Source organism: Streptomyces sp. NPDC031474 (assembly GCF_055581185.1).
The window spans coordinates 1-22587 of the sequence record NZ_JBVIJX010000038.1; the positions used below are offsets into that span (position 1 = coordinate 1).

The window sequence follows — 22587 nt, forward strand, 5'->3', positions numbered from 1 at the left end:
GGGCTCGCCGGGATATTCACAAGGTTCTCGCCCTTGCCGTTGACCCACACGTACTGGCACATCGACGAGTCCCGCAGCGCCTCGTCGACATCGCCGGCCGCCTGAATGGTCCGGGCGGTCTCGTCGTCGATGTGGGTGAGCCTGGGCAGCCCGTACAGACCGGGCCAGCGTTCGCAGACCACCACCCGGTGGCCGAGCCGGCCGAGCAGGGACGCTGCGGCGAGGCCGGTCGGTCCGTAGCCGACGACGGCGATGTCATAGTGCGGAGCCATCCGACACCTCCAGATGCACAGCGTGAATTCTCATTCACACTTTTAGTGAAGTGAGATTCACACGAGGCAACATGGACGTCAAGAGACCAGTCGATAAACTGCGCAAATGACCGAGTCCCCCACCCGCCGGCCCACCGCCCTCCGCGAAGGCAGCCGCCGTTCGCAGCAGGACCTCATGCAGGCCGGGTACACCCTGCTCGAAGAGGGCGGAGTGGACGCGCTGACCGTGGCCGCCGTGGCCGAGCGGGCCGGTATGGCGGTCGGCAGCATCTACCGCCGGTTCGGTGACAAGGAAGGCCTTCTGCTGGCCATCCAGCACGCCTTCACCGAAAACCTCCAGGCCGAGATCAGGCAGCGCATGTCCGTGGATCGGCTGCGCCTCCTGCGCGATCCGGCGGTGGCGATCGCCGAGGCGGTCGGCGCGATCATCGACAGCTTCCAGGCGCACGAGGCCCTGCTGCGCGTCTTCCTGCTGCTCGGCACCCGGCACGCAGCCGTACGCCGCGAGGGCTCCCGCGTCAGCGTCGAGGGCAATCGCCACTTCGCCGAGGCGCTGCGTCACACGCCCGTCGCCCATCCGGACCCCGAGGCCGGCCTGGATTTCGCATTCCGCTTGGTCTACGCCACGATCGCGCACCGCATCACCCAGGGCGAGTTCCTGGAGTCCGAGCGCCCACTGCCCTGGAACGAGCTGCGCAGCCACCTGCAGACAGCGGTCGTCTCCTACCTCCTCGGCAGCCCGGAAGGCCGCTGACCCTCGGCTCACCGGTGCACACAACTCGTGCACGAGGCTTGACGCGCCTCAGAGAGTCTGTGAACTTATGCCCATCACCGGCGTGAGCCCAGACTCACATCTTTGCCTCTTCGCTGCCTACGTTCTCGTTGCGCCGGCTGTGACGCTCCCCCGCCTCCGGAACTCCGTCGTGGAACGAGCAGCTCAAAGGAGAGTTGTTGATGCATGCGACCGCGCCCTGCCCACCTCCGACGTCGACCTGTTCGCCGACGGCCTACGACGCCTGAGCTCTGCCGCGCTACGAGCGCGCGTCCACGCCGCTTTGGCCGATCACGACGCTCCTCGTCGGCGCACGGCGTCGGTGACGAAGACCGGTTCAACGACAAGCTCGCCCCGAGGGCCTTGGCGAAGCTCCGTCCCGCATCACCGGCCGCCCTGGCCGGCGAGCCGGTCCGCAAGCTCAACAAGTGATACGAGGCCTGGCCTCGCTCCCCGTCACGCTACGCACGGAAGGACAGTGACATGACCCGGATCGTGGTCGACTTCGACCGCTGCGAGGGCCACGGCCTCTGCGAACAGACCGCGCCCGAGGTGTTCCGACTCGACGACGAGGGGGAACTGCATCTGACGCACGAGAAGGTGGCTCCGCACCACGAGAGCGCCGTCGCCGCTGCCGTACGGGTGTGCCCCGTCGCGGCGCTGAGGGTCCAGCCGTGAGGCGCATCGTCGTGGTCGGCGGTTCCATCGCCGCGCTCACGGCGGCGCAGAGCCTTCGGATCGAAGGCTTTGAGGGCCAGGTGACCGTCCTGTCCGACGAGCCGCATACGCCCTACTCCCGTGTTCCGCTGTCGAAGGGCGTCCTCGCCGGCCGGGAGCCCGCGAGATCCGCGCTGCTCCCCCTGCCGGGCGATGACATCGAGTTCCGTACCAGGGCTCGGGCCGTCGGGCTGGACACGCATGGTCGTTCGGTGACGCTGGCCGACGGCACCGACGTCCCCTACGACGGACTGATCGTCGCGACAGGCGCCCGGGCACGCCGCCTCGGCGGCGACACCGACCTTGTGCTGCGCACCCTGGACGACGCCGAAGCGCTCGCCGTCCGGCTGGCCACCGCGCGCAGTGCGATCGTGCTGGGCGGCGGCTTCCTAGGCATGGAGGTCGCCACGACCTGCCGCACCCTGGGTCTGGAGGTCACCGTCGTCGATCTCGTACCGCCGCTGCTCAGGCTGCTCGGGCCGTGGCTGGCCGACTTCGCCGTCGCGGCCGCCCGTGATCACGGCATACGGGTACAGATCGCGCCGGACGGCGTCGAGGTGCTGGGCGAGCACCGTGTGCGCTGCGGGGAGTCGGTCCTGGAGGCCGACGTGATCGTCTGCGCGGCGGGAGACGTGCCGAACACCGACTGGCTGAGCTCGTCCGGGCTTCCCCTGGACGCCGGCGGCGGCCTCGTCGCGGATGCCTGCTGCCGTGTCGTTCCCGGCGTGGTCGCCGCCGGCGACGTCGTATCGCGGCAGGGACGTCGAACTCCCCACTGGACCAACGCGGTCGAACAAGGAAGAGCGGCCGCGAGGAGTCTGCTGCACGGCGAGTCCGCACGGCCCTACCGACCCGACCCGTACTTCTGGACCGAGCAGTCCGGACTCGACATCAAGATCAGCGGCGAACTCCCGCTCACCGGAGTTCCCGAAATCCTGGCGGGATCGGTGGACGACCGCAGCGCGCTGCTCAGGTGGGTCCATGACGCGGACACGACGACCACCGCCGTCGCCGTCAATCACCGCCTCCCCGTCGTGAAACTCAAGCGGCTCGGCGCCGGAGCGCCGACCTCCGTCCCAGCCCGCGCATAAGGAAGTCACCATGACTGTCCCCCACCACGCTCCCTATGATCCCCTCGATCCCGTACACCACTCCGATCCCGCGGCCCGGCTCGCCGATGCCCGCGATCGCTGTCCGGTGTCCCAGCCACGTCCCGGCGTGCATTTCCTGGCCCGCCACGACGACGTACGGGATGCCCTCACCGACCACCAGGCGTACTTGTCCGTCGACAACTTCTCCCTGGAGGGCGGCACCAGGACAGCCGACCTGCCCGCGGTCCCGATCACCATGGCGGACCCGCCCTACCACACGGCGCTGCGCGCCCGCCTCAGGCGCTGGTTCGCTCCGGCCCGGCTCCGCAAGCAGGAAGCGCGCGTACGCGAGATCGTGGCCGGTGTCCTCGACACATGGCAGCCCGGCCAGAAGGCCGAGGTCTACCACGACCTCGCCCGTCAGATCCCCACCCGGGTGGTGTACGCCTTCCTCGGCCTGCCGGAGCAGGACTGGGAGCGCCTGCACCAGTGGGCCGACGCGATCGACGACAGCCTCCCCGAACTGCGGACCGACATGCCGGAGTTCCAGGCCATCACCGGCTACCTCGGACAACAGCTCGCCGCCCGGGCCGCCTCACCGGCCACCGGCGAGGACGTCCTGGACGGCCTCGCGCATCCTGCGGACGGCGAACCGCCGCTCACCCCGGTCGAGGCGGTCATCCACGCCTTCCAGCTGACCATAGCGGGCACGGACACCACCGCCAGTCTGATCACCAACCTCCTCCACGAGGTGCTCGTGGACCGCACCCACTGGGAACGGCTGCTCGCCGACCGCACCCTCGTTCCAGCGGCGATCGAGGAGTCACTGCGCCACGACGCGCCCCTGCAGTACGTGCTGCGCACCGTCGACGAGGAGCGGGAGATCTCCGGCTGTCCCGTCAAGCCCGGCGATCGCCTCGCGGTCAGTCTCCAGTCCGCCAACTGGGACGAACGGGCCTGGGGCCCGGACGCCGCGGACTACTCGCTCGACCGCCCGGCCGGCCAGGCCACCACCATGGCCTTCGGCTACGGCATCCACACCTGCCTGGGCGCGCCGCTGGCCCGGCTGGAGGCCCGCGTCGTCCTGGAACACCTGCTGGACCGCTTCCCCGATCTGCGGCTCGCCCCCGGCTACCACCGCGAGCCGCCTCCGGGCCTGGTCATGGTCCGCCGCCCGGCTCGACTGGATGTCGTCCTCTGAGAGGTGACGGCCGCCCGCCTCCTCTCCCCTTCCGCCCTGTCTCCCCTCCCCTTCCGCTCTGCCTCTCCTCCTCAGGAAGGCACACGTGCACGGATGAACCGCCGAGGAAGTCAGCCGTCGTCGACGGCCGCGGTTGGCTTGCGCCGCTGCCATGACGTTCACCGGGCGCTCGTCGTAAGCGGCTGTGATGCTCTTTCCGCGACTCAGGATCGCGGGGCGGGTCAGCACATGACGAGGGCGACAAGCGAGGTTCGCCCACCCAGACGTCCCCGGCCACCCCACGGAGGAAATCATGCAAGGTGGCATGTTCGACGTCGAGGGCGCCCGGCTGTACTACGAGGTACGGGGCAGCGCGCCGTACCTGCTGCCGATCACCCGGGCGCCGACGGCGGGTGACGTCCGGACGGAGTGTCGTGCTACGGCTGCACCAGACCCTCGCGTACGGCCACCAGCGCGGCCTGCGTGCGCGAGGTCAGGTCCAACTTTGTCAGGAGCTTGCTGACGTGGGTACGGGCGGTGCGCTCACTTATCCGCAGCTCGTCGGCGATGGCTTGGTTCGAGAGACCCTGGGCGATCAGTACGAGGACCGCGCGTTCTCGGGGGCTGAGGGAGGCGATTCCGCTGGCGGGGGTGACGAGCCGTTGGGTGACCTGCCGGGCAACGGCCGGATCGAGGAACACCTCGTCCCGTTGGGAGGCCCTGATCGCCTCCTCCAGTTCTTCGGAGGACGCGTCCTTGAGGACGTAACCGGACACGCCCCGGGCGAGGGCGGCGTGTACGCGCTCGATCTCCGAGAAGCTGGTCAGGATGACGGTACGAACGTGCGGATACCGGTGGGCGAGCGCTTCCGCGGTCTGGAGGCCGTCCAGCTTCGGCATGTGCAGGTCGAGCAGGACGACGTCGGGGAGTTGGCTGCGGACGTGCATCCCGGCGAGTCTCTCCAGTGCCTCCTGACCGTCGGCCGCCTCCCCGATGAACGTGATGTCGTCGGTGAACTCCAGGAAGCTCGCGATGCCACGCCGTACGACGGCGTGGTCGTCCACGACGAACACCGTGATGTCCGTGCTCTGTCCGCTCATGTCATCCCCTTGTGGCGCTGCTCCGCGCCGTCGTGCGGTACTGGTAGCACGGCCCGCACCCGGGTGCCCCGGGTCTCGGCCGTGACCGTTACCGAACCGCCCCAGCGCAGGGCCCGGTCGCGCATGGAGGCGAGGCCGTAGCCGCTGCGCTCGGCAGCGTCGGACGGCACGCCGCGTCCGTCGTCGACCACGTCGATCCGTAGCAGCGGTGTGTCCGGGTCGCGCCAGGCGTCGACGTGGACGAGGGACGGTCCGGCGTGCTTGACCGCGTTGTGCAGGGCCTCGCTGATGATCTGGTAGACGTCCTCGGTGAAGGCGGGTTCGCTGCCGTCCTCGTCGAGCAGCGGATCGACGGCGAGGTCGATACTGACGTCGTGCCGGCGCTCGATGCCCTCGGCCAGGGCGTGCAAGGCGGGGAGGAGCCCCAGCTTCGCGGAGACGGAGGGCTGGAGAGCGAGCACGACGCCGCGCAGGTCGCGTTGCACGGCTTCCACCAGGCCCGTCACCTCCGCGGCGACGGCGTCCACCCGCGGTGCGAGCGGATCCGTCAGGCGCCGGGCGATCCCGCTGAGCGCCTTGGCCTGCATGCCAATGGAAAAGACATGCTGGACGACCGAGTCGTGCAGGTCTCGGGCCAGCCGTTTGCGTTCCTCGCGCCGGACGGCACCACGCTCCTCGTGGATCAGGGTTGCGTAGTCGACGGCGAGCGCCGCCTGCTCGGCCATCGCGCCCAGGAAGTCCAGGATCACCGGCGTCGCCCCATGGCCGACGGCCAGGTAGACGTTCAGGGCGCCGAGCGCCTTGCCCCGCGAGAGGAGCGGCGTGCTGACGAAGTCCTCCCACTCCAGCTGGGAGACGTAGGCGTGCAACGGCTCCCAGTTCGGGTCCGCGAGCATCTGGGCCCGGCGGCCCGGCAGGACGTACTGCCTTCGCTCGCCCATGCTTCGCGACGTGGCCAGGTCGGCGCCCCGATCACGGGAGGCCATCAGCAGATCGAAGAATGTCTCCACGTCCGAGAAGCCCGCGGATCCCATGAGCTGCAGGCGGTCTCCGCCCGGTGCGAAGGTGATGATCTGGGTGCCGGCGATGCCGGCGGAGAGCTGGATCTCCGCGGCCATCGCGCCGAGGACCTCTTCGAGGGAGCTGTTGGAAGCCGTGCTCGCGGCGGTCCTGGCCAGTGCGGTGACGCGGCGGTGCTGTTGTTGCTGCTCGGTGACGTCCCGGAAACCGACCAGGGTGCCCCGGACACCGAGGTGGACGTCCGCGCCTTCCGTGTATGCGAGCCAGCGGGGTGCCTGTGGATCGGCCGACCAAGCGCACATGTCCTCGCCGGCGTCGGCACCGGCCTCCACCCGGAAGGGTGCCCTGACCCCCGTCAGCTCGCTGCGGGTGCCGCCCAGGATGGCCGCTCCGGCACGGTTGATCCACTGGATGGTCCTGTCGCCGTCCACGAGCGCGACGCCCGTCGGGAGACCGTCGAGTGCGGACTCCCACCCGTTCACCGTCACCAGGGTTCCTTTGCGGTCGTCATGAGTACGTCATTTGTCCTCGCGGGGCGTCCGCGAACAGCCGCGTGGTCGCGTCGTACGCCCGATGCCCTGGCCGGCCCACTGTCCCTAGTGTCGGACAGACGGCGCTCGGAGTGCACCGCCGTCCCCCTTCATCTTCTGCAGAAAGGCGGCCCTCATGGGCGCGATGACGATCCAGGCGGGTCGGCCGGCCACAGCCCACCTCCTGGACGGCAGAGCCACCGCCCGGGCCATCCGGGCGGACCTGACGGAGCGCGTAGCGCGACTCGCCGGGCAGGGAGCGCGGCCCGGCCTCGGCACCGTTCTGGTCGGAAGCGATCCGGGCAGCGCGGCGTACGTCGCCGGAAAACACCGGGACTGCGAGCAGACCGGCATCCGGTCCCTGCGCGTCGAGCTGCCCGAGTCCGCCACCCGGCGAGACGTCCTCGCGGCGGTCGCCGACCTCAACGCCGATCCCGCCTGCACCGGTCTCATCGTCCAGCTTCCGCTGCCTGCCGGGATCGATCGTGGGGTCGTGCTGGAAAGCGTCGATCCGGGAAAGGACGCGGACGGTCTGCACCCCACCAACCTCGGCAGGCTCGTCCTCGGCTCGCCGGCACCCCTGCCGTGCACACCGCGGGGCATCGTCGAACTGCTACGCCGGTACTGCGTTCCGCTGACCGGCGCCGACGTGGTCGTCATCGGCTGTGGGGTGACGGTCGGCCGCCCCCTGGCCCTGCTGCTGACCCGGCAGACGGAGAGCGCGACGGTGACGATGTGCCATGAGGAGACGCGTGACATGTCCGCACACATCAGACGGGCCGACATCGTCATCGCGGCGGCGGGCGCGGCGGAACTCGTACGCGCGGACGACGTGAGGCCCGGTGCGATCGTCCTCGACGTCGGGATCACCCGGACCGAGGCCGGCATCGTCGGAGACGTGGCCGCGGATGTGGCGGGCAGGGCTCACATGCTCGCTCCCATGCCCGGCGGTGTGGGTCCGATGACCCGGGCGATGCTGATGACCAATGTCGTCGAAGCCGCAGAGAGGGCACTGGTCTCCCGCTGAGTCGTCTGTGCGGCTGCCCGGAAACCATCCGCTTCCGGGCAGCCGCCACAGACGGTTGTCACCCGCCGTCAGTCCGGGAAGACCACGGTCGTCCGCCCGTTGAGGAGCACACGGCTCTCCAGATGGTGGCGTACAGCCCTGGCCAGCACCCGCCGTTCGATGTCCCGGCCCTTGCGGACCAGCTGCTCGGGTGTGTCCCGGTGGGTGACGGGCTCGACGTCCTGGGCGATGATCGGTCCCTCGTCGAGGTCACCGGTGACGTAGTGCGCCGTCGCGCCGATCAGTTTCACACCGCGCTCGTACGCCTGGTGGTAGGGCTTCGCGCCCTTGAATCCAGGCAGGGACGAGTGGTGGATGTTGATGCAGCGGCCCTCCAGGCTCGCGGAGAGCTCGTCCGACAGGATCTGCATGTACCGGGCGAGCACGACGAGGTCCACCTGGTACTCGTCGACGAGCGCGAGCAGTTTGGCCTCCTGCTCGGCCTTGTTCTCCCGGTTCATCGGCAGATGGTGGAAGGGGATGTCCGCCAGGTCGATGTGCCGGTACACCTCGCGCGGATGGTTGGACACCACACCGACCACGTCCATGGGCAGCTCACCGATGCGCCAGCGGTAGAGCAGATCCGCGAGGCAGTGGTCGAGCTTCGAGGCCATGATGAGGACCTTCATCCGCGCCTCGTCCCCTGTGACCGTCCAGGACGCGTCGAGCGGGGTGAGGCTCTCGGAGACGTTCGCCTGTATGACGGACTCGTTCACACCGGCGGGAACCGCGAAGGCGAGCCGGCAGAAGAAGCGGCCGGAGAGCGGGTCGTTGAAGTGGCTGGCCTCCTGGATGTTGCCGCCGATCCTGACGAGGCCCGTGGTGACCCGGCTGACGATCCCCGGGCGGTCCTCGCAGGCGAACTTCAGAATGAAAGCAGTGGACATTTCAGCCGCCGTCCTCCTCCGATGTGGTCACGCCTGGTGCAGGTCGGCGCGGCGGCGGTCGGGCTTGTAGGGCGCGGGGGCGACGGTCGCCCGGATCGCCTTCTGCGGTCCGCCGGGTTTTCCCCAGTGGACGGTCACCTCAGTGCCCGGCTCGCTGTGCGCGACGTCGACGGTGCACAGCGAGAGCATCTGCCGGTAGTAGTAGCTGTAGCCGCGAGAGGTGGCGACACCGACGACGTCGTCGCCGGCCGTGACCTTGTCCGCCCACATGAAGCCGCGCTGGTCACGGGGCATGTCCATGAACGGGTAGTGCTCGCCTTGGCGGAACATCGAGGCGAACACGTCCGTCAGGTCGTCACCGTTCCACACCAGGGTCCGCATCACGCGCCGGGGCGCGGCCTTCTCCTCCTCCAGGGCCGCACGGCCAAGGAAGTCGTGGTCGAAGTTGATGTTGCGGGCCCAGCCGAGCTCGACAGGGCTGCGGTAGTAGTCGCTGATCGCGGCACCGTCGTAGGAACCGGCGATGTAAGCGGGATGTGCGAACGCCGGCATCGACGAGATGAAGAACTCGCGGTAGTCGCTCATGTCCTCGTCGAAGATGGCCGGGATGTAGTCGGTGCCGATGGTCGGGAAACACGCCTCCAGGTGGTTGATCATGGCGGTACGGGCGCCGAGCTTGCGAATCCCGAACTCCTGCCCGGCTTCGACGACGGTGTCGTAGACCTCCTGCTTGGCGGCCATCGGACCCTGGAGTTCGAAGCCGATCTCACCGGCCATGCCCTGGCGCAAGGCCCAGACCTCGTGTCCCGCGATCTTCACCGAGTTGACCCACATGAACTTGGTGTCCCGCAGGTTCGAGGCGCCGGTGACCTTCTCCAGCACCCGGACAGAGTCGGGGCCGGAGACCTGGAGGATGAACCAGTCGTCCCGCTCCAGCTTCACGTCGTAGTCGGTCGTACCCAGGTAGTGGCGGACCCAGAAGCCGCCGCGCCCGTGCAGCATGAACTCCTCGTCGCCGAAGCGGGTGAGGATCCCCTCGTGGATGACCTTGCCGCCCTCGTTGGTGTGTACGGCGTGCTTCGACTGGCCGAGGGCGAACTTCGCGAAGCTGTTCACCGTGATGTCACCGAGCATGGTGAGCGCGTCGGGCCCGGTGATCCGGTGCTGCCACAGGAACGACCAGTCCCCGATGTAGCACGTGTTCTTCCACGACATGCTCTCGTCGAGCCAGTCGGTGTACTCGAGCTGCCCGAACCGGCTCCAGGGGTAGCCCTCCGGGGGCGTGCGCATGCTGCTGACCGTGTATTTCATATCGTCCCTCGCTGGTGCGGGTCGGCACCGAAATGCCTGGCGAGGACCGACGGTAGGCCGGTGCGCGGCGGCTCGGGAACGATCGGATGACGTCGCAGAACGGCCACTTGGCCTCACCGACGGCGCGACAAATGACGTAGGCGGGCAGCCGGTCCCCGGTAGGAGTCGTGCTCGAACAGGGCGAGCGCCAGGACGAAGTACACCACCACCCGCGAGGGCAGCAGCCGAAGCCGCCGCTCACGCGTCCCGGTCTCCTCCAGCACCGCGTCCACCAGCGCGAAGTCCACGATCTGCGTCAACTCACCCAGATGCCCGGGCGCGTACACACCCCCGGCCGTCTCGATCCTCCGCGTGATGACACACGTCTCCTGCAACGGGACTCCAGTGCTTGCGCGTGGGTGCTGACAACGATGTCGTACCCCCGACGTCGGCGGACAGCCGGAGGCGGGCGGCGCCCTCAATCGCCGCCTGCCTCCGGCGCGTACACACCGCGGTGCTTCAGTGCCTCGGTGCGGTTCGAGGCCCGTCGGGCCGTGTCAGGGCGCGGTGTGCGGTTCGCGGGCGAGCACCAGGAGGCGCCGTGCACGCTCCAGGACCGGCCGGTCGATCATCTGCCCGTCGACGGTCGTGACGGAGTCACCGGCGCCGAGGACGGTGCGGGCCCAGCGCAGTTCGTCCGCCGTCGGCGCGAATCCGTCGGCCACGTAGGAGAGTTGGTACGGGTGGATGCAGAGCTTGCCCGTGAAGCCCAGGCGTCGGGCGTGGGCGATGTCGGCGTCGAGGGCCTCCGTGTCCCGTACGGCGGTGGTGACGCCGTCGACCGGCGGGCCGATGCCGGCGGCGGCCGAGGCGAGGACCAGTCTGGAGCGGGCGCAGGTCAGTGCCGTGCGGTCGTCGTGGGCGACGCCGAGCTGGGCGGCGAGGTCGACGTTGCCGAAGGCGGCCCGGGCGACACCGGGCGTGGCGCACACCTCGTGGGCCCGCTCCACGCCGAGGGCCGTCTCGATGAGCGGCACGAGAGCACACCGTCCAGCCGTACGGGTGGCGAGTTCCGCGAGTACGGCGGGGTCCTCGGCCTTGGGCACCATGACCGGGCCGCCGTGGTGGGCGACCATGGTGAGGTCGGCCTCGGACCAAGGGGTACCGGGTGGGTTGATCCGTACGACCGCCCGGTTGCCGAGGGCGAGCCAGGCGGCTGCGTTGTGCCGGGCGCGGTCCTTGTCCTCGGCGGCGACGGCGTCCTCCAGGTCGATGATGACCAGATCGGCGCCGGAGGAGGCCGCCTTGTCGAAGCGGTCGGGCCGGTGTCCCGGGACGAAGAGCAGGCTCGTCGCGGCGGTGATCCGGTCGTGCGGCGAGGTCATTGGAAGGTCACCTCGGCGGTGGCGTGCCGGTCTTCCCGGTGGGTGGCGATGTGCAGATCGGCGCGATCGTCCGCGGGGGCGCCGCAGGCGGCCAGTCGTTCGCCGGCGAACACCGGCCGCCGGAGCCGGTAGGACAGCGAGCGCACCGGCCGGTCGGGGGCGTGGCGCCGGGGCAGTTCGAGCATGAGCAGGGCGAGCAGCGGGCCGTGGACGACGATTCCCGGGTAGCCCTCCTCGTCCTGGGCGTAGGGCGTGTCGTAGTGGATGCGGTGGGCGTTCGCGGTGAGGGCGCTGAACCGGAACAGCAGGGCCGGATCCGGGCGCAGCGGAAGCTGCCACGGGGCGTCGGGGTGGGGGAAGGCGGATTCGTCGAGGGCGGTCGGGTGCTGTCCCGCCGTGCGCCCGGACCGGTAGACGATGTCCTGCTCCTCCACCAGGCAGACACGGTCCTGTTGGCGAAACTCACGGCGTTCGGTGATGAACAGCATCTCTCCGGTGCGGCCCTGCTTGGCGGTCACCGCGCGGAGGCTGCTGATGCGTTCGGTCGGTTCGCCGAGGCGGAGCGGCCGGGTGATCTCGCAGCGGCCGCCCGCCCACATGCGTTGCCGCTGAGGGAGGGGCGGCGAGAAGTGGCCGCCCCGCGGGTGGCCGTCGGCGCCGAGGTCCCGCCCGGCGGGCCAGGTGAGGAAGTACAGCCAGTGCCACAGCGGGGGGAGGGGATCCCAGGCCTTCGCGACCGGGTCGGGCAGGTTCAGGACGGCCGACAGGGCGGCCACCGGGCCGGTGGGCAGGGGGTCTTCGTCTGTGACCGGACCTGGAGTCCAGGACTCCAGGTATGAGCCGAGAGGGGGTGGGGTTGGATGCGTCATCCTTCTGTCCTTGGGTACGGGCAGGCCTGGGGTCAGGTGAGCGGTGCGGCCTTCGTCGGGGCCGGGGCGGCCGGAGCGTCGGCGGTCTCCAGCAGGGAGGTCCGTGACGGTTCGGGTACGAGGAGGGTGGCCAGGAAGGTCAGGGCGATGCACGCGGTGACGTACCAGAAGAAGGTGGTCTCGTGGCCGCTGTTCTTCAGGGCCAGCGCGATCGGTTCGGTCAGGCCGCCGAAGGTGGCGGTGACCAGGGCGTGCGGCAGGCCCACGCCGAGCGCCCGGACCTTGGTGGGGAACATCTCCGCCTTGATGATGGCGGCCAGCGCCGAGTACCCGCTGAGGAAGGTCAGCGCGACGGTCATCAGGAGGAACGCGATCCACGGACTGCTCGTGTCACCGAGGACGGTCATGATCGGGACGGTCAGGAGCATGCCGCTGACGGAGAAGACGAACATCACCCGGCGGCGGCCGAAGCGGTCGGACAGATGGCCCGCGACGGGTTGCAGCAGCATGTAGACGAACAGGGCGCAGAAGCCGATGACGGAGACCGTCGACTTCGGGATGCCGGCCGTGTTCACCAGGTACTTCTGCAGGTACGTGGCGTACGTGTAGAAGGCGACGGTGCCGCCGATGGCGAGCCCGAAGACCGCGAGGACCTGGCGCGGGTACTCGGTGAACAGGGCGCGCAGTCCCTTGCGTTCCCTGGCGTCCGGATCCTGATGGACGGCCTTCGCCTGTTCCTGCTGGAAGTGCTGGGACTCCTCCATCGTGCGGCGCAGGTACATCACGGCCAGGCCCGCCAGCGCGCCGATCACGAACGGGATGCGCCAGCCCCAGCTCTCCAACTGGCCGTCGGTGAGCAGGTTCTGCAGCACGATGGCCACCAGCAGGGCGGTGAGTTGGCCGAGCACGATGGAGACGTACTGGAAGCTGGAGTAGAAGCCGCGCCGGCCCGGCGGGGCGACCTCGGCGAGATAGGAGGCGCTGGAGCCGAACTCGCCTCCCACGGAGAGCCCTTGGAGCAGGCGAGCCATGACCAGCAGGAAAGGGGCCCACAGGCCGATGGAGGCGTGGCCGGGGGTGAGGGCGATGGTGAGCGATCCGACGCTCATCAGCGTGACCGACAGGGTCAGGGCGCGGCGGCGGCCGTACCGGTCGGCGTACGCGCCGAGCAGCCAGCCGCCGAGGGGGCGCATCAGGAAGCCGACGGCGAAGACGACGGCGGTGGAAAGCAGTTGGGCCGTCTGGTTGCCCTCGGGGAAGAAGGCGGCGGCGAAATAGATGCTGAAGGTGGCGTAGGCGAACCAGTCGTACCACTCGATCAGGTTGCCCAGACAGCCACGTATGACGTTGGCGGTGACCTGGGAGCGTGCGGGGACGGAGGTGCGGCTCTGCGACATGGGAAGCTCCGTTGCTCGTGTCGCGCAGGGGAGGCGAGCGGCCTTTCAGCGCAGGACGAAGTCGAGTGGACCTTCAGCGCAGGACGAAAGGGTTGCCGGTGGGAGCGCCGGTGTTGATCCAGACGCTCTTGTCCTCCAGGTAGGAGGTGAGGGCGGCGATGCCGTTCTCGCGGCCGAGGCCGGAGTCCTTGAAGCCGCCGAAGGGGGTCAGGTAGCTGACCGCGCGGTAGGTGTTGACCCAGACCGTGCCGGAGCGGATGTGGTCGGCCATGCGGAACGCGCGGCCGATGTCGGCGGTCCACACGCCGGCGCCGAGGCCGTAGCGGCTGTCGTTGGCGATCGCGACCGCCTCGTCCTCGTCCTTGAAGGGGATGACGCAGAGGACGGGTCCGAAGACCTCTTCCTGGGCGATGCGCATGTTGTTGCGCACGCCGGTGAAGACGGTCGGTTCGACGAACCAGCCGCCACGGTCGGCGGCCTTGCCGCCGAGGGCGAGCCGGGCGCCCTCCTGCTGTGCGATGCCGATGTAGTCGAGGACCTTGGCGTACTGGGCGGGTGTGGTGATCGGCCCGACCTGGGTGTTCTCGTCCATCGGATCGCCCATGCGGGCTGTGCCGGCGAGGTCGACCAGGCGGCCCACGACCTCGTCGTGCACGTCCTGCTGGACCAGTAGCCGGGAGCCTGCGATGCAGGTCTGGCCGGTGGCGGCGAAGATGCCGGAGACGGTGCCGTTGACGGCGGCCTCCAAGTCGGCGTCGGCGAACACGATGTTCGGGGACTTGCCGCCCAGTTCGAGGCTGACGTGTTTGAAGTCGCGGGCGGCCGACTCGTTGATACGGCGGCCTGTGGCGTCCGAGCCGGTGAAGCTGACCTTGCGGACCAGCGGGTGCTCGACGAGTGCGGCACCGACGTCCTGGCCGAACCCGGTGACGACGTTGAACACGCCCGGGGGCAGCCCCGCCTCGTGGAATAGGCGGGCCAGCTCCAGGGTGGAGGCAGAGGTGAACTCCGACGGCTTCACCACCACGGTGCAGCCCGCCGCGAGCGCCGGGGCGATCTTCCAGGCCAGCAGCAACAGCGGGGAGTTCCACGGCGTGATGACCGCGACGACCCCGACGGGCTCCTTCTTCGTGCAGGCGAAGTAGCCCTTCTTGTCGAGCGGCGGCACGGCGCCCTCGATCTTGTCGGCGAGTCCGCCGTAGTAGTGGAACCACTGCGGAACGTAGGAGACCTGCCCGTGCATCTCGGTGAAGAGCTTGCCGTTGTCGCGGACTTCGATCTCGGCGAGCCGGCGGGCGTTCGCGGCGATGGTGTCGCCGAGTCGGCGCAGCAGGGCGCCGCGGGCGCCGGCGGTGAGTTCGGCCCAGGGGCCGGTGTGCATGGCGCGGTGGGCGGCGCGGACCGCGTCGTCGACGTCCTGGGGCGTGCCCTTGGCGATCTCGGCCCACGGGGCGCCCAGGTAGGGGTTGTCGGTGGGGAACCACTCACCGTCGGCGGCCGTGCGGGTCTTCCCGTCGATGAACATCTCGTAGCGCTGCATGGAAGGGGGCTCCCGTCGGCTAGAAGGTGCTCAGGCCGAGTGCGGCGCGGAAGGAGTTCTTGTTGGCGACGCCGTCGCGGGGCGGGAGTGCCCGCGGCGGCTCGGTGGTGTCGATCAGGACCTGGGCGTACGTCGTCGTCGAGCGCGCACGGATACGGGAGGCGAGGTCCTCGGTCTGGGCGAGGTCGGTGATGCGCACAGTGTCCTGGATGCCGAAGCCCTGGGCGACGGCGACGAGGTCGGTGCCGAGCTGGGTGTGGCTGGGCTGCATGCCGGTCTCGCCGAAGTGGGCGTTGTCCAGGACGACGAGGGTGAGGTTGGGCGGGAGTTGGGCGCCGATGGTGGCCAGTGTGCCGATGCCCATGAGGTGTTCGCCGTCGCCGGTGATCGCGACGACCGGGCGGTCCGGCTGGGCGAGGGCGAGGCCGAGGGCGAGTGGTGCGGCGGCGCCCATCGCGCCCCAGAGGTAGAAGTTCGTGGGGCGGTCGCCGGCGGCGAAGACGTCGTAGCTGGGCGAACCGAGGCCGGTCACCAGCAGGGTGTCCTCGGGGACACGGGCGAGCAGGCCGGCGACGAAGCGGCGCCGGTCGAGGCGGGGCAGGGTGTCGGTGGCGGTCATCAGTTGCGCTCCCACGTCTTGCGGCCGATCAGCCTCTGTCCGAGGAGGACGGCGACGCGCTCGCCCGCCTCGAACACCGAATCCAGAGCCGCCTCGACGGTCTCCTCGACGTCTTCGGGGTGGTCGGCGCGCAGGACGGTGATGCCCATGAGTTCCAGGGCCTGCTGGGTGGTGCGGCCCATGGGGCTCTGCCAGGGGTTGAACTCGGCGTGCTCGCCGCGCATGGTCACCAGCGTGAGGAAGGGGAACTGGCACATCTGCAGCAGGGAGAACATGTTGACGCAGTTGCCGACGCCGCTGCTCTGCATGAGCAGCACCGCCTTCTGCCCGCCCAGCCAGGCCCCGCTGACGACGGCTACGCCCTCCTCCTCGGTGGTGAGCACCACGTCGTGGATGGCGAGGTCGCGCTGCGCCTCAAGGATGGCGTGGGAGTGGCCGGAGTCCGGGACGTAGGCGATCTGCTGGACGCCGCGCTTCTTCAACGCGGCGAACACGTCCTCCTGCCAGGAAGGGGCTGGGGTTTGTGTCTGACTCATCCGTAGCGACTCCGTGCTCGGTCGGCTCAAGTACCCAGCATCATGAACGCTGATGAACGAGGTTGAACAATAGAAAACTGTGATATCCGTATGCGTCGCGCGCATGCCGAGCGATCGCGGCCCTGTGACCTGGGGTCCGCTATGAGACCCCGCTGAGGAACGCCGCGACGAGAGCACTGGCCTCCGCGCGGCATTCCTCGAAGTAGGCGTGCCGGGCGCCGGGGAACAGGTGTGTCCGGGTGTCGGGGATACGGGCGGCGAGCAGCGGGAGGTTGTCCGGCGGGGTGAGCCGGTCCTGGTCGCCGTGCAGGATCAGGGTGGGCGCGGTGATGAGGGGCAGTACGTCCCAGGCGGCGTGCCCGTTGCTCGCCAGCAGGTGGCCGCGGCGCGCGTGCGGGGGCATGTCGGGGTCGCCGAGCGTGGTGTAGGGGCCGGGATGGGCGGTGCGCCAGGCGGGGGAATACATCAGGTCGATCAGCACCTCGCGGACGGCATCCGGGTCGGCCTGGGCCAGGGCCCGCCGTACCGAGGCGTCGCGCTCCACGGCGTGCGGTCCGCCGGGGGAGGTGCAGCCCAGGACGAGGCGCCGGACCCGGTCCGGGTGATGGGCGGCGACCCACTGGGCGACCCGGCCGCCCATGGAGGTCCCGTAGACGTCGGCGTTCTCGATGCCGAGGCGGTCGAGGACGGCGATCACGTCCTCCGCGAACTGCTCTGTCGCATATGGCCCTTGGGGCTTGTCGCTGGCGCCGGTGCCTCGGTAGTCGAAGGTGATGGTGGAGTGCGTGGCGTGGAAGTCCTCTCGTACGCCGTCCCACCAGTGATGGTTGTTCGCCTGTCCGGCAAGGAGGATCAGCGGGTATCCGTCTCCCCGCTGCTGGCAGGCCAGTGCCGTGCCGTCCTGGGCATGGGCGACGGCGTCGAGCTGGTGACCGGTGTCAGTCATGGGTGTCCCCACAGGTTTCTCGGACGATCCTGGACGTTGCGGCGGGCGAGTCACTCACCCTCGGCGGGACTGTCGTCTCCCCGGACCTGAGCAGAGGGCCATCTGCCTTGCACCACCGCGGAGTTGATCTGGCGGACCAACTCGCGTGCGACGACCTCCACGGCGGGCGGGGTGCGCCCGAACCGCGGTGTGCCGAGGACGACCGAGCGCCACACATGGGGCTCGCTCAGCGGCGCGGCGCTCAGCGTGCCTCGTGCGACATCGTCGGCGATGCCCACACCGGGCAGGACGGTCCAGCCGTGCCCCGCCTGGACGAGTTGCTTCTGCACGCGCATCGAGTTGGTCTGCACGATGACGTCCATGGAGGCCCCGGACCGCGCCGCCGCCGCGTCGATCAGCCGGCGCAGTGCGTGCCCCGAGGCGGGCATGACGAGCGGGTGTTTCGCCGCCTCCGCGAACGGAACGGGATGGTCGGCGCGGAGGCCGGCCGACGCGGGGGCGACCGCCCACAGCCGCTCGCGCAGCAGCGGGTGGGCGTTGAGCGAGGGGGTGCTGTCCAGGTTGTACAGCAGCGTCAGGTCCAGGTCGCCGTCGTCGAGCCACTGCTGCAGGTGCCCCGAGTAGGCGGTCATGAGACGGAGCTCGACGCCGGGATGGTCACGGGCGAGGGTCGTCACGAGCGGCTCGGCCAGCAGGTCGCTGGTGCTCTCCAGCAGACCGAGGGTGACGATGCCGGTCACCACACCCGGGGTCGGCTGCACCTCGGCGCGGGCCCGCTCCAGCTCGTTCAGCGCGCGCCGCGCCCGGTCCACCATGATCGTCCCGGCCTCGGTGGGGCGCATGCCCTGCCCGGTGCGCTCGAAGAGCGGGATGCCGAGTTCCTGCTCCAGGGTGCGGATCTGCCGGGTGACTGCGGGCTGCACCAGGTGCAGCAGGTCCGCGGCGCGCGTGACGCTGCCCACTTCGGCGACCGTGACGATCGCCTTGAGCTGCTTGATGTCCAAGGGGGCTTCTTTCCGCGTCCATCCGGGGCGCGCATGGTGGCATTACATATTGCTATTTCACCTAGACGGCCATGAGCATCGATGATGGTACTCCGGTACGGGACCGCACTCTCTGGAGATCACTTCATGTCCGAGCACCCCGAAGCACTGCCGCTCACCGGCATCACCGTCGTCAGTATCGAGCAGGCGGTGGCCGCTCCCTTCGCCACCCGCCAGCTCGCCGACCTCGGCGCACGGGTGATCAAGGTGGAGCGGCCGGGCGGGGGCGACTTCGCCCGCCGGTACGACACCACGGTGCACGGCCAGTCCAGCTACTTCGTGTGGCTCAACCGGTCGAAGGAGTCCATCACCCTCGACCTGAAGTCGGACGCGGGAGGGGACATCCTGGAGCAACTGCTCGCCGGGGCCGACGTGTTCGTACAGAACCTGGCACCAGGTGCGGCGAGCAGGATGGGCCTGGGCGCCGAGGCCCTCGCCGAGCGCTTCCCTTCGCTGATCCCGTGCTCGATCTCCGGCTACGGCTCCACCGGCCCCTGGGCCGACCGTAAGGCGTACGACCTGCTGGTGCAGTGCCAGACCGGCCTGGTCTCCCTCACCGGCAACGAACACGGCTCCGCCCGGGTGGGGGTTTCGATCGCCGACGTCGCCGCCGGCATGTACGCCTACTCCGGCATCCTCACCGCCCTCTTCACCCGGGCCACCACCGGAGTCGCCCGCGCCGTGGAGGTCTCCCTGTTCGAGGCACTGGCCGAGTGGATGAACCAACCCGCCTACTACACCCGCTACTTCGGCACCCAGCCGCCCCGCATCGGCACCCAGCACGCCACCATCGCCCCCTACGGCGCTTACGCCGCAGCCGACGGCAAGGACGTGCTGTTCTCCATCCAGAACGAGCGGGAATGGGCCGCCCTGTGCGAGCGGTTCCTGGGCCGGCCCGAGCTCGTCACGGATCCGCGCTTCGCCACCGGCTCGGCCCGGGTCGCCCACCGCGAGCAGCTGAACGCGATCGTGGCCGAACGGTTCGGTGAACTGGACAGCCACGAGGTGACGAATCTGCTGGACGCGGCCGGCATCGCCAACGCCGGGGTGAACGACATGAACGAGTTCCTGGCGCACCCGGTGCTCAGCGGCCGGGACCGCTGGCGGGACGTACGGATCCCCGGCGGAGCCGTGGTGCCCGCGCTGCTGCCGCCGGTGGACCTGACCGGTACGGCCCCGCGCATGGACGCCGTCCCCGCAGCCGGGGAACACACCGACACCATCCTGGCCGACCTGGGATACAGCCCGGCCGACATCGACGGCCTGAAGGCCGAGCACGTCATCTGAACCGCCCTTCGCCACCTGCCAGTTCAGCAAGGAGCAGCGCCGCATGAGCACTCTCGACGTCCTGTCCGAGGACGAACAGTTCATTGTCCGTACCGTGCACGACTTCGTCGACAAGGAGGTGAAGCCCGTCGTTCAGGAGCTGGAGCACGCGGGCACCTACCCCGAGGCCCTGATCGAGCAGATGAAGACCCTCGGTATCTTCGGCCTCGCCGTCCCCGAGGAGTACGGCGGCACCCCGGTCTCCACCTCCTGCTACGTCCTGATCACCGAGGAGCTGGCCCGGGGCTGGATGAGTCTGGCCGGCGCGATGGGCGGCCACACCGTCGTCGCCAAGCTGCTGCTGCACTTTGGCTCCGAGGAGCAGAAGCGCCGTTACCTGCCGAAGATGGCCACCGGCGAGATCCGCGCGACCATGGCCCTGACCGAACCCGGCGGCGGCTCGGACCTGCAGGCCATGCGCACCGTCGCCCGCAAGGACGGCGACGGCGGATACGTGGTCAACGGGGCGAAGACCTGGATCACCAACTCGCGGCGCTCCGGCCTGATCGCCCTGCTGTGCAAGACCGACCCGGACGCCGCTCCGGCTCACCAGGGCATCTCGATCCTGCTGGTGGAGCACGGACCGGGGCTGACCGTCTCCCGTGACCTGCCCAAGCTCGGCTACAAGGGCGTGGAGAGCTGCGAGCTGTCCTTCGAGGACTACCGGGCCTCGGCCGACGCCGTCCTAGGCGGATTGGAAGGCAAGGGCTTCGCCCAGATGATGAAGGGCCTGGAGACCGGACGCCTCCAGGTCGCGGCCCGTGCGCTCGGGGTCGGCCGGGCGGCCTTCGAGGACGCGCTCGCCTACGCCCAGGAACGCGAGTCGTTCGGCAAGCCGATCTGGAAGCACCAGTCCATCGGCAACTACCTGGCCGACATGGCCACCTCGCTCACGGCGGCCCGTCAGCTGACCCTCTACGCGGCGCGGGAGGCGGACGCGGGACGCCGGGTGGACATGGAGGCCGGCATGGCCAAACTGTGCGCTTCCGAGACCGCGATGCAGATCGCCCTCAACGCCGTCCGTATCCACGGGGGTTACGGCTACTCCACCGAGTTCGACGTCGAACGCTACTTCCGCGACGCCCCGTTGATGATCGTCGGCGAGGGCACGAACGAGATTCAGCGCAATGTCATCACGGCTCAGCTCGTCAAGCGGGGAGGGCTGGACGCATGAGGATCGTCGTCACTGTGAAGTACGTGCCCGACGCCACTGAGAGACTCTGTCGGGAATCTTGAGGTCGGCAGTTGACGATCGTGACGTTGCGTCAGGCTCGTTGGAACGTCCCGCCCTCGTTTCCCAGGAGCCCGATGCGTCCGTCCAACCTCACTCCGGAGCCGAGATCCCGCCGCTGACCGCCCGGGTTGCCCGCGCGGCCAACCCCAAGGGCACCACCGCGAAATGGGTCCGCGACCGCCTCGACGGCCTCTGGAGTGGCGCGGACTTCACCGCCTGGTACCCGCGTGACGGCCGCCCTGGGCTCTCACCCGCCCAGCTCGCCACCGTCTGCGTGCCGCAGTACGCGATGAACCTCTCCGACCGCCAGGCCGCCGAGTCGGTGCGCTGCCGAAGTCGACCGCGCCGACCGGCTACTGGGCCTCGCACCCACCCGGATCCGACGGGCAGGTCTGCTCAGGGGACGCGTCACGCAGCGCACCGACTCCACCCCCACGTCCTGTCCGCCGCACGGGAGCCGACCCGCCTGGAGCTGGTGACCGAGGCGATTCGCGCCGTGCTGGAAGAGGTGGCCCGCGACGCGCCAGAGGTGCTGGATGAGCTGGTCACGCGGTCTACGCCGTGCCGGTGGCGGCCAGTTGGCCGGCTCGGCCGCGATGTCCCATGGCGGACCGGTCCCACTGACACGGCAGCCTTCTCGCCGCAACGGTGTCCGCCCTCGTCCCCGCGGGCAGGGGCGAGGGCGGATGTCTGATCCATCAGGGCCGACGACCAGACCCTTCTCCCCTCACCACTGCTCGGGCCGGTCAGTAACCGTGGCAGACGCTGCCGGTGCGGTTGCACTCCCACGGCTCATCGGCCTGGGTGTTGCTGTTGCCGCCGGTGAACGCGAAGGCCGCGATCCGAAGACCGTGGCGGCCGCGGCCAGTCCCGCGGCGACACGCGCGGCGAGGCGCGTCTTGGTCGATCCTGCTGATGTCACGCGGATACCTTTCTCTTTCTGTGACGAACCCCCGAAGTACTTGAATCCTAATGTTTCTCCGGGGCGTTCTGTGCGCCTGGGTTCGTCAAGGTCCTGTGCCAGAAGGCGAGTTGTTCTGTGCAGACGCCCGGCGGAGGTGTCCTGAGCGCATGGCCCTCGTCCCGGACGTCGAGGGACCGCTGGACCCCCGCTCCACGGTCGGCGTTGCCCTTCAGCGCCAGGCCCCTGCCCCGCCGTGCCCGAACCGGCCGCAAACAGCGTCCGGTGGCAGCAGCCCTCCGGCGCCCGCCCGACTGCCCCCGGCGTCGGTGAGTGGGGTAGGGGTGGCCGGCGGACGCGCCTTGGGCGCACCTGCACACTTCAGCGAGATTCTTGCGACGAACCGCAGGCATTTACGCCTGGGGGGAATCGCATCGTGTGGTGGCGTCGCGGAGCGTTGCGGGTCCGGGAGGTCGGGCGCGGAACGCCCGTTGGACTGTCCGGCCGAGCGGGGGGTGACGCCGAACGTATGCTCGGCGGGTCACTGAATGGCGGGACGGGTGTGCGGAAGCCGGCTGTTCGTGCGGACGGCTGCGTAGGTTCGGGTGCCATGAAGTTCGTCGATCTCGTACCGCCGCTGCTCCGGCTGTTCGGGCCGTGGCTGGCCGACTTCGCCGTCGCGGCCGCCCGTGATCACGGCATACGGATACGAGTCGCGCCGGACGGCGTCGAAGTGCTGGGCGAATACCGCGTGCGCTGCGGGGAGTCGGTCCTGGAGGCCGACGTGATCGTCTGCGGGGCGGCAGCAGACGTCGTTCATGGAAAGTGCCTGTGCCTGTGCCTGTGCCTGTGCTGAGAGGTGAGTT

The 22587-nt window shown here is 69.6% G+C and carries 23 protein-coding genes; 9 read left to right on the plus strand and 14 right to left on the minus strand.

The window, feature by feature from the left end:
- Window positions 1–272 (minus strand): FAD-dependent monooxygenase (locus tag ACZ5SK_RS45100; protein WP_468577849.1); only part of this gene is annotated, 272 nt, incomplete at its 3' end.
- Between the two features lie 106 nt (window positions 273–378).
- Here ACZ5SK_RS45100 and ACZ5SK_RS45105 point away from each other — a divergent pair.
- The 4 genes from ACZ5SK_RS45105 (at window position 379) to ACZ5SK_RS45120 (ending at window position 4053) form a co-directional block, all read left to right on the plus strand.
- Window positions 379–1026, plus strand: coding sequence for a TetR/AcrR family transcriptional regulator (locus tag ACZ5SK_RS45105; RefSeq protein WP_334575739.1), 648 nt, complete (start codon window positions 379–381; stop codon window positions 1024–1026).
- Window positions 1027–1527: 501 nt separating this feature from the next.
- Window positions 1528–1722 (plus strand): ferredoxin, encoded by a 195-nt coding sequence (locus tag ACZ5SK_RS45110; RefSeq protein ID WP_334575740.1) that lies wholly within the window; start codon window positions 1528–1530, stop codon window positions 1720–1722.
- Window positions 1719–2852: an NAD(P)/FAD-dependent oxidoreductase gene (locus ACZ5SK_RS45115; protein WP_334575741.1), complete on the plus strand. Its 1134-nt coding sequence runs from the start codon at window positions 1719–1721 to the stop codon at window positions 2850–2852. Before ACZ5SK_RS45110 ends, ACZ5SK_RS45115 begins: the two co-directional genes overlap by 4 nt.
- Before the next feature lie 10 nt (window positions 2853–2862).
- The gene (locus tag ACZ5SK_RS45120) at window positions 2863–4053 is read left to right on the plus strand and encodes a cytochrome P450 (RefSeq protein ID WP_334575743.1); all 1191 of its coding nucleotides are present in this window, start codon (window positions 2863–2865) and stop codon (window positions 4051–4053) included.
- 416 nt (window positions 4054–4469) lie between these two features.
- Here the strand turns inward: ACZ5SK_RS45120 and ACZ5SK_RS45125 are convergent, their stop codons facing one another.
- Window positions 4470–5132, minus strand: coding sequence for a response regulator transcription factor (locus tag ACZ5SK_RS45125; protein WP_334575744.1), 663 nt, complete (start codon window positions 5130–5132; stop codon window positions 4470–4472).
- Window positions 5129–6640 (minus strand): sensor histidine kinase, encoded by a 1512-nt coding sequence (locus ACZ5SK_RS45130; RefSeq protein WP_334575745.1) that lies wholly within the window; start codon window positions 6638–6640, stop codon window positions 5129–5131. Before ACZ5SK_RS45130 ends, ACZ5SK_RS45125 begins: the two co-directional genes overlap by 4 nt.
- Before the next feature lie 187 nt (window positions 6641–6827).
- Between ACZ5SK_RS45130 and ACZ5SK_RS45135 the strand changes: the two genes are divergently transcribed.
- Window positions 6828–7709 carry a bifunctional methylenetetrahydrofolate dehydrogenase/methenyltetrahydrofolate cyclohydrolase gene (locus tag ACZ5SK_RS45135; protein WP_334581099.1) on the plus strand — a complete coding sequence of 294 codons (882 nt, stop codon included), beginning with the start codon at window positions 6828–6830 and terminating at the stop codon, window positions 7707–7709.
- A gap of 68 nt (window positions 7710–7777) precedes the next feature.
- Here the strand turns inward: ACZ5SK_RS45135 and purU are convergent, their stop codons facing one another.
- The 11 genes from purU to ACZ5SK_RS45190 form a co-directional block, all read right to left on the minus strand.
- Entirely contained in the window at window positions 7778–8635 is an 858-nt protein-coding gene (purU, locus tag ACZ5SK_RS45140; RefSeq protein WP_468158026.1) for a formyltetrahydrofolate deformylase, read from the minus strand.
- Window positions 8636–8662: 27 nt separating this feature from the next.
- On the minus strand, window positions 8663–9925 hold the full coding sequence (locus tag ACZ5SK_RS45145; RefSeq protein ID WP_468158027.1) for a hypothetical protein: 1263 nt from the start codon (window positions 9923–9925) through the stop codon (window positions 8663–8665).
- A 134-nt stretch (window positions 9926–10059) separates the two neighbouring features.
- On the minus strand, window positions 10060–10320 hold the full coding sequence (locus ACZ5SK_RS45150; RefSeq protein WP_457495232.1) for a transposase domain-containing protein: 261 nt from the start codon (window positions 10318–10320) through the stop codon (window positions 10060–10062).
- A gap of 162 nt (window positions 10321–10482) precedes the next feature.
- Window positions 10483–11310: an HpcH/HpaI aldolase/citrate lyase family protein gene (locus ACZ5SK_RS45155; protein ID WP_468577853.1), complete on the minus strand. Its 828-nt coding sequence runs from the start codon at window positions 11308–11310 to the stop codon at window positions 10483–10485.
- Window positions 11307–12179, minus strand: coding sequence for an HTD2 family dehydratase (locus tag ACZ5SK_RS45160; protein ID WP_457495231.1), 873 nt, complete (start codon window positions 12177–12179; stop codon window positions 11307–11309). The genes ACZ5SK_RS45155 and ACZ5SK_RS45160 overlap by 4 nt, the downstream gene beginning before the upstream one ends.
- 32 nt (window positions 12180–12211) lie before the next feature.
- Window positions 12212–13576 (minus strand): MFS transporter, encoded by a 1365-nt coding sequence (locus ACZ5SK_RS45165; RefSeq protein WP_334575751.1) that lies wholly within the window; start codon window positions 13574–13576, stop codon window positions 12212–12214.
- Between the two features lie 73 nt (window positions 13577–13649).
- Window positions 13650–15116, minus strand: a complete 1467-nt coding sequence (locus ACZ5SK_RS45170) for an aldehyde dehydrogenase (RefSeq protein ID WP_468577855.1) — start codon at window positions 15114–15116, stop codon at window positions 13650–13652.
- Window positions 15117–15135: 19 nt separating this feature from the next.
- On the minus strand, window positions 15136–15735 hold the full coding sequence (locus ACZ5SK_RS45175; RefSeq protein ID WP_334575754.1) for a thiamine pyrophosphate-dependent enzyme: 600 nt from the start codon (window positions 15733–15735) through the stop codon (window positions 15136–15138).
- Entirely contained in the window at window positions 15735–16271 is a 537-nt protein-coding gene (locus ACZ5SK_RS45180; protein WP_334575755.1) for a phosphonopyruvate decarboxylase, read from the minus strand. The genes ACZ5SK_RS45175 and ACZ5SK_RS45180 overlap by 1 nt, the downstream gene beginning before the upstream one ends.
- Before the next feature lie 139 nt (window positions 16272–16410).
- The gene (locus tag ACZ5SK_RS45185; RefSeq protein ID WP_334575756.1) at window positions 16411–17217 is read right to left on the minus strand and encodes an alpha/beta fold hydrolase; all 807 of its coding nucleotides are present in this window, start codon (window positions 17215–17217) and stop codon (window positions 16411–16413) included.
- Between the two features lie 50 nt (window positions 17218–17267).
- The gene (locus ACZ5SK_RS45190) at window positions 17268–18221 is read right to left on the minus strand and encodes a LysR family transcriptional regulator (RefSeq protein WP_334575758.1); all 954 of its coding nucleotides are present in this window, start codon (window positions 18219–18221) and stop codon (window positions 17268–17270) included.
- 126 nt (window positions 18222–18347) lie between these two features.
- Between ACZ5SK_RS45190 and ACZ5SK_RS45195 the strand changes: the two genes are divergently transcribed.
- The 4 genes from ACZ5SK_RS45195 (at window position 18348) to ACZ5SK_RS45210 (ending at window position 22577) form a co-directional block, all read left to right on the plus strand.
- Window positions 18348–19547 carry a CaiB/BaiF CoA transferase family protein gene (locus ACZ5SK_RS45195; protein WP_334575759.1) on the plus strand — a complete coding sequence of 400 codons (1200 nt, stop codon included), beginning with the start codon at window positions 18348–18350 and terminating at the stop codon, window positions 19545–19547.
- Between the two features lie 43 nt (window positions 19548–19590).
- A complete protein-coding gene (locus ACZ5SK_RS45200; RefSeq protein ID WP_361707730.1) occupies window positions 19591–20760 on the plus strand; it encodes an acyl-CoA dehydrogenase family protein in 1170 nt (389 codons plus the stop codon).
- A 100-nt stretch (window positions 20761–20860) separates the two neighbouring features.
- A complete protein-coding gene (locus ACZ5SK_RS45205) occupies window positions 20861–21514 on the plus strand; it encodes a transposase (RefSeq protein ID WP_468158031.1) in 654 nt (217 codons plus the stop codon).
- An 817-nt stretch (window positions 21515–22331) separates the two neighbouring features.
- Window positions 22332–22577, plus strand: coding sequence for a hypothetical protein (locus ACZ5SK_RS45210; protein ID WP_334575764.1), 246 nt, complete (start codon window positions 22332–22334; stop codon window positions 22575–22577).
- Window positions 22578–22587: the final 10 nt, after the last annotated feature.

What these genes read in the sequence shown, in the direction of transcription:
- ACZ5SK_RS45105 (WP_334575739.1), top strand. Translation starts at nt 379, where the DNA reads ATGACCGAGTCCCCCACCCGCCGGCCCACCGCCCTCCGCGAAGGCAGC.
- ACZ5SK_RS45110 (WP_334575740.1), top strand. Translation starts at nt 1,528, where the DNA reads ATGACCCGGATCGTGGTCGACTTCGACCGCTGCGAGGGCCACGGCCTC.
- ACZ5SK_RS45120 (WP_334575743.1), top strand. Translation starts at nt 2,863, where the DNA reads ATGACTGTCCCCCACCACGCTCCCTATGATCCCCTCGATCCCGTACAC.
- ACZ5SK_RS45125 (WP_334575744.1), bottom strand. Translation starts at nt 5,132, where the DNA reads ATGAGCGGACAGAGCACGGACATCACGGTGTTCGTCGTGGACGACCAC.
- ACZ5SK_RS45135 (WP_334581099.1), top strand. Translation starts at nt 6,828, where the DNA reads ATGACGATCCAGGCGGGTCGGCCGGCCACAGCCCACCTCCTGGACGGC.
- purU (WP_468158026.1), bottom strand. Translation starts at nt 8,635, where the DNA reads ATGTCCACTGCTTTCATTCTGAAGTTCGCCTGCGAGGACCGCCCGGGG.
- ACZ5SK_RS45145 (WP_468158027.1), bottom strand. Translation starts at nt 9,925, where the DNA reads ATGCGCACGCCCCCGGAGGGCTACCCCTGGAGCCGGTTCGGGCAGCTC.
- ACZ5SK_RS45155 (WP_468577853.1), bottom strand. Translation starts at nt 11,310, where the DNA reads ATGACCTCGCCGCACGACCGGATCACCGCCGCGACGAGCCTGCTCTTC.
- ACZ5SK_RS45160 (WP_457495231.1), bottom strand. Translation starts at nt 12,179, where the DNA reads ATGACGCATCCAACCCCACCCCCTCTCGGCTCATACCTGGAGTCCTGG.
- ACZ5SK_RS45165 (WP_334575751.1), bottom strand. Translation starts at nt 13,576, where the DNA reads ATGTCGCAGAGCCGCACCTCCGTCCCCGCACGCTCCCAGGTCACCGCC.
- ACZ5SK_RS45170 (WP_468577855.1), bottom strand. Translation starts at nt 15,116, where the DNA reads ATGCAGCGCTACGAGATGTTCATCGACGGGAAGACCCGCACGGCCGCC.
- ACZ5SK_RS45175 (WP_334575754.1), bottom strand. Translation starts at nt 15,735, where the DNA reads ATGACCGCCACCGACACCCTGCCCCGCCTCGACCGGCGCCGCTTCGTC.
- ACZ5SK_RS45180 (WP_334575755.1), bottom strand. Translation starts at nt 16,271, where the DNA reads ATGAGTCAGACACAAACCCCAGCCCCTTCCTGGCAGGAGGACGTGTTC.
- ACZ5SK_RS45185 (WP_334575756.1), bottom strand. Translation starts at nt 17,217, where the DNA reads ATGACTGACACCGGTCACCAGCTCGACGCCGTCGCCCATGCCCAGGAC.
- ACZ5SK_RS45195 (WP_334575759.1), top strand. Translation starts at nt 18,348, where the DNA reads ATGTCCGAGCACCCCGAAGCACTGCCGCTCACCGGCATCACCGTCGTC.
- ACZ5SK_RS45200 (WP_361707730.1), top strand. Translation starts at nt 19,591, where the DNA reads ATGAGCACTCTCGACGTCCTGTCCGAGGACGAACAGTTCATTGTCCGT.
- ACZ5SK_RS45210 (WP_334575764.1), top strand. Translation starts at nt 22,332, where the DNA reads ATGAAGTTCGTCGATCTCGTACCGCCGCTGCTCCGGCTGTTCGGGCCG.